Raw genomic sequence first — 4,975 nt, 5'->3', positions numbered from 1 at the left:
CTCCCGTTTGTGGGGTGTGTTGTAGGTCTGGGGTTTGCCGGGGGGGGGGAGGGTTTTGTGGGTCACCGTAGATGGGGGGGAGAAAAACGGACTGGTTTTCCTGTCGCCGGCCGGCCGGCTCGCCGCGACCTGGGCGACGTGGTCCAGCAGCTCCACCGCGCTGGCCGGCACCACCTGAGCCTTCGCGCTGGACGGCGCCGGCGCCGCGATCGGCGCCTGCGCGGGCTTCACGGGAGGGGTGCCGCCCCCGCTGCTCAGCACGGCCGCCAGCGCCAGGCCGCCGGCCAGGGCCGGCACGGCCACCCAGCCGAGCCGACGCCGCTTCGGACGGACGGTTGCGGTGGTGTTCTCCCGGCTGATCTCGCTCATCAGATGTCCCCTCAACAGCTGGTGGCGGTCGGGGGGGAGCACCGGCTCCCCATGGTGTGGCATTCGGTTCATCGGCTGTTCCCCTCTATCGACCGGACCGCTCCGACGCGGTCATTGCGTACCTGTCCGCCGCCGCTGAAGGGTTCCGTACGTTTTTCCGCCGCGAGTTCCGCGTCCACCAGGATGCGCAGCCGGGCGCGGGCGCGGGACAGCCGGGAGCGCACCGTGCCGACCGGCACGCCCAGCGCCTCGGCGGCCGCGGCGTAGTCCAGCCCGGCCCAGACACACAGGCCGAAGACCTCGCGGTCGCCGCGGCGCAGCTGTGCCAGCGCCCGTCGCGCGGCGGCCAGTCGGCTGCCGTCCTCCAGCCGTTCGACCAGCTCGTCGGCGAAGTCCGGTACCGTGTCGCGTTCTGGCAGCCGCTCCATCGCGGCGCGGTGCCGGCGGGCCGCCCGGGCGGTGTTGCGCAACACGTTGGTGGCGATGCCGAACAGCCAGGGCCGGACGCTCTCGCCGTCCTCGTGCAGCTTGCCGCGCAGCCGCCAGGCCTCCAGGAAGGTCAGCGAGACGACGTCCTCCGCCGCCGCCCAGTCCCCCAGTCGCCGTACCGCGTATCCGTATACCGCCTGTGCGTGCTCATCGAAGATCTCCCCGTACGCGCTTTGGTCGCCGGCGCGAAGGCGCGCCCGCAGTGACAGTTCCACACCCCTCCCTGTCCGCCCGCCCAGGCCGGTTCCCGGTGATCCGCGTCACGTGTCTCCGCGCGACCGGGGATGGCTCTTGCCAGGGCCCGCTGGACGGTCCGAGGGCTCTGCCCGGGAGCCGCGCACCGAGGCGCCGCCGCAGACGGCGCACGCACTGCGGTGGCCGCTGATCCGCGACGAGCAGCATGCCACCAGGCCCGACACCTCTACGACATCCCCGTGCCCTTCACCACCGGCTGGCTGATCTCCGCCGTCCACCGAGGCGAAGGCGCAGCGAACTCCCCGCCCCCGGTCGAGCCGCCTGGGTTGGCCGCGCCGCGCCGGTACGCGGTCCGTCCCGGCCGGGACGGCCACGGCGGTTCGCCGGCGTCGCCCCGGTCGTCGTCGTTGTCGGGCAGGGCGGGGAGAACCCGGCCGGCGGGCACCACGCGAGAGGGCGAGGAGGCGCTCGCCGGTCGGCTACGGCTCGGCGGGAGCGCTGTCGCCCCCGGTCCGGGCCGCAGCGCCGAATCGCCACGACTCGATGTCGCGGTAGTGGATCGGCCCGGGGCCACGGCCGATGTTGCTGCCGACCAGGTGGAGACGCTCGGCCTGCCACGGTCGGCCCACGAACCCGGTGAGCCCGGCCGCGGCCTGCGGCACGCTGGTGAAATCGTCGCGACGGGACCGTGCCAGAGTCAGATGGGGCCGCAGCGGGCGGTCGCTGAACTCGATCCCGCAGGACCTGACCAGCTCCCGGACGTCGGCGGCGAGCAGATGCAGCCCCTCCAGGTCCCCGTCGATCCCGCTCCACAGCAGTCGCCCGTCGAAGTGGCCTCCACCACGCAGGCCCAGGCGCAGGGCGGGGTGCGACGCCGCCCGGCCGGCCAGCACCGACCGCAGCAACGGCACTGCCGTGGAGGGCAGTTCACCGAGGAAAGCCAGGGTGATGTGCCAGTCCTCGATCCGGTTCCACCGCAGCCGCGGGTACATGGCGTAGGCGGGCTGCAGGGCCCGGGCCAGCTCGGCCTTGGCGTCGTCGGGCGGAGCCAGCGCCACGAAGACACGCAGGGTCGAGGGCTCGGGGTGATCGTCCACGAGGGATTTCTAGCACCTCACCGATGCCTCCCGGCCGCCAGCCCCGGCACCGGCACCGGAGCCGGGAGAGCGCGACAGCGAACGGCGGGGCGGGGCCCGGTTGGGGTCCGGCGGTCCCCGGGGCGGGGCCTGTCCCGGAACAGTGGCCGACAGGCAGGTGTCCAGCGGTCCCGCCGGCGCCCAGCGTGCCGGCGGTGAGGGCCGCACCGCTCGTCCGGTGCCCGCCCCTCACGCGGACCACCACGGCCACCCCACCAGAACCAGCACCACGGCGCAGCCGACCGGCCAAAACCGCCGCCCCAGCCGCCCACGGCCTTGTTCGAAGTGTGGTGGGACTGCCAGCGTTGTCGCCGCACAATCATCAACCAGCCCGGGAAGGACCCGGGTTGGGACGGCACAGGGGAGTTCGACATGACGTTACTCCGCTCACGCGTCGCGGCGGTCGCCGTCGCGGCGACGATCGGCCTCGGCTCACTCGCCACGGGCGCCGCACAGGCGGTGGCCGCGCCCGCCCCGGCCGCGCGGACCGTGGCCGCAATGGCTGCGACTGACAACGGCGCCACCATCATCCAGGGCAACTCGGTGCTGCCGAAGGGTAGTTCGTGGGTCTCTCCGGACGGCCAGACCGGTGTGGCCATGCAGGGAGACGGTCATGTCGTCCTCTACCACAACGGCGTCGCGACCTGGGCCGCGAACTGGACCATCAATCGCGGCGACCACTTCGTGATGCAGGGCGACGGCAACCTGGTGGCCTACGACGCCTCCAACGCGCCGGTCTGGTGGAGCGGCACCAACGGACACCCTGGCGCCTACCTCGCGGTCCAGGACGACGGCAACCTGGTGGTCTACCAGGGCACCACGCCGCTCTGGTACCCGGCCCTGAACGCCGGCTACCCCCAGCCTTCCACTCCTCCGGTCCACTTCCCCCCGAACTGCCCGACGCCGGGCCTGCCGCTCGCCCAGCCCGGCTGGACCTACAGCCCGTCCTGCTTCGGCTACCCGTTCACCAGCTGGCCCTACTAAGCGCCCGGTGACCCCGCTCCAGCCGTGACGGCGGGCCCTGCCCTGACAGGGCCCGCCGTCCTCACTCGTCCATCCACCAGACGAAGGCCTCGGTGCTCGGCTGCCGTTCGGAGAAGCGGTCCGGGGCCGCCGACCGGTCCGCACGACGTTGGCACCGACTTCGTCATTCCTGTCAGAAGTGCACGTCACTGACAACGCAGCCACCTGCGCCGCTGCGCGGCTCCGGGCCAAGGATGAGCCAACCCCCAGCTGAAGCAGGGGGTCTGCGCTCAAGAGTTCAGATCACGAGCGGATCTTGAGGCCGTCCAGGGTGAGGTCGAGCAGGCGCTCTGCTTGCCGTCGGTGTTCAGCACCCGCCGAGGTGAGGGCGATGCCTTCCAGGGCGGCACCGATGTCGGTGGGCCGGATATCAGTACGGATCACCCCGGCGGCCACGCACGCGTCCATGAGTGAGGTGATGGCGGCCCGGATCATCTCCCGGCTGCGACCGTAGGGATCGCCTCCCGTCGCGGCGATGGCGCGCAGGGCGTCGATCATGCCGTATTTGGCGGTGACGTAGTCCAGGAAGAGGCGTGTCCATGCGCGCAGGGCCTCTTCGGGCGACTTCTGCGCGAGCAGAACGGGCGCGGCGTCGCACAGGTGGGCCACCTCGTTGCGGTAGACCGCCTCGATCAGGGCCTCCCGGGTGGGGAAGTTGCGGTACAGGGTCGCACTGCCCACGCCCGCCTCCTTGGCGATGCGCTCCAGGTGCGCGTCCAGCCCCTCTGCCGCGAACACGCGCACAGCAGTCGTGAGGATCTTCTCCCTGTTGCGCCGTGCGTCAGCCCGCAACGGTCGAAGCGCTCCGTCGGTCATCAGTGCTCGCCATCCCTCTCAGAGGCTTCTCGACTTGCTAAACGGAGGCACCCCCACTTAGCGTGAACCAAGCGGGGACGCCTCCGTTTTCACTGTAGGTCAGCGCACCGACCTGCGCACACCTCCGAAGGGAAGATGATCATGTCGGGTATCCGGGGCAAGGTCATCGCGATCACAGGTGCCAGCAGCGGCATCGGTGAGGCGACTGCGACCTATCTCGCCGAAAGGGGCGCCCGGCTCGTACTCGGGGCCCGGCGCGAGGACCGGCTGAACGCCGTCGTGGACGGCATCACGGCAAAGGGCGGCACCGCCACCGGCGTCATCGTCGACGTCACGCGCCGCGAAGACCTCCGACGCCTGACGGACACGGCCGTCGACCGGTACGGCCGACTCGACGTCCTCGTCTCCAACGCGGGCACGATGGCCGTCTCACCCTTCGACGACCTGCGCCAGGACGACTGGGACGCCATGGTCTCCACCCACATCACCGGCCTGCTCAACGGCATCGGGGCGGCCCTGCCCGTCTTCCGCCGCCAGCGCTTCGGCCAGTTCGTCAACGTCGGCTCCACCGCGGCCTACGTCGTCAAGACCCCACAGGCGGTCTACGCGGCCACCAAGACGGCGGTGAAGGTGCTCACCGAGGGCCTGCGCCAGGAATCGGGGCCCGACCTGCGCGTCACCCTCGTCTCACCCGGCTTCACCAACACCGAAGGCGTCGGCAAGGGAGCCAGCCCCGAGGCCGCGGCCGCGATGACCCGGCAGCGCGACGAGATCGCCATGCCGCCCTCCGCCGTCGCGTCCGCCATCGGCTACGCGATCGAACAGCCCGACGGCGTCGACGTCAGCGAGATCGTCGTCCGCCCCACCGTGCAAGCCTGACCACGGCGCGCCAAGCCGCCCGGGTCGAGTACGGCCCGGACGGCGGGTCGTGCGGCAGCGTCCTCGCC

The 4,975-nt window shown here is 71.8% G+C and carries 5 protein-coding genes and 1 pseudogene; 2 read left to right on the top strand and 4 right to left on the bottom strand.

The window, feature by feature from the left end:
• The 3 genes and pseudogenes from ACFQ87_RS43405 to thpR form a co-directional block, all read right to left on the bottom strand.
• Nucleotides 1–369: pseudogene (locus tag ACFQ87_RS43405) on the bottom strand (hypothetical protein); the annotation flags it as partial.
• A 68-nt stretch (nucleotides 370–437) separates the two neighbouring features.
• Entirely contained in the window at nucleotides 438–1,073 is a 636-nt protein-coding gene (locus ACFQ87_RS43400) for an RNA polymerase sigma factor (RefSeq protein ID WP_380616543.1), read from the bottom strand.
• 459 nt (nucleotides 1,074–1,532) lie between these two features.
• On the bottom strand, nucleotides 1,533–2,150 hold the full coding sequence (thpR, locus tag ACFQ87_RS43395) for an RNA 2',3'-cyclic phosphodiesterase (protein WP_380616541.1): 618 nt from the start codon (nucleotides 2,148–2,150) through the stop codon (nucleotides 1,533–1,535).
• A 411-nt stretch (nucleotides 2,151–2,561) separates the two neighbouring features.
• On the opposite strand from thpR, the gene ACFQ87_RS43390 reads away from it, so the two are divergent.
• The gene (locus ACFQ87_RS43390) at nucleotides 2,562–3,173 is read left to right on the top strand and encodes a hypothetical protein (protein ID WP_380616540.1); all 612 of its coding nucleotides are present in this window, start codon (nucleotides 2,562–2,564) and stop codon (nucleotides 3,171–3,173) included.
• Between the two features lie 282 nt (nucleotides 3,174–3,455).
• On the opposite strand, the gene ACFQ87_RS43385 is transcribed toward ACFQ87_RS43390, so the two are convergent.
• Nucleotides 3,456–4,028 (bottom strand): TetR/AcrR family transcriptional regulator, encoded by a 573-nt coding sequence (locus tag ACFQ87_RS43385; RefSeq protein WP_380616538.1) that lies wholly within the window; start codon nucleotides 4,026–4,028, stop codon nucleotides 3,456–3,458.
• A gap of 141 nt (nucleotides 4,029–4,169) precedes the next feature.
• On the opposite strand from ACFQ87_RS43385, the gene ACFQ87_RS43380 reads away from it, so the two are divergent.
• The gene (locus ACFQ87_RS43380; RefSeq protein ID WP_380616537.1) at nucleotides 4,170–4,907 is read left to right on the top strand and encodes an SDR family oxidoreductase; all 738 of its coding nucleotides are present in this window, start codon (nucleotides 4,170–4,172) and stop codon (nucleotides 4,905–4,907) included.
• Nucleotides 4,908–4,975 lie beyond the last annotated feature (68 nt).

The sequence above is a fragment of the Kitasatospora sp. NPDC056531 genome, assembly GCF_042794375.1.
Classification (GTDB): domain Bacteria; phylum Actinomycetota; class Actinomycetes; order Streptomycetales; family Streptomycetaceae; genus Kitasatospora.
The sequence above is the reverse complement of the archived record's forward strand: the minus strand, read 5'-3'. Positions and strand labels throughout refer to the sequence as shown.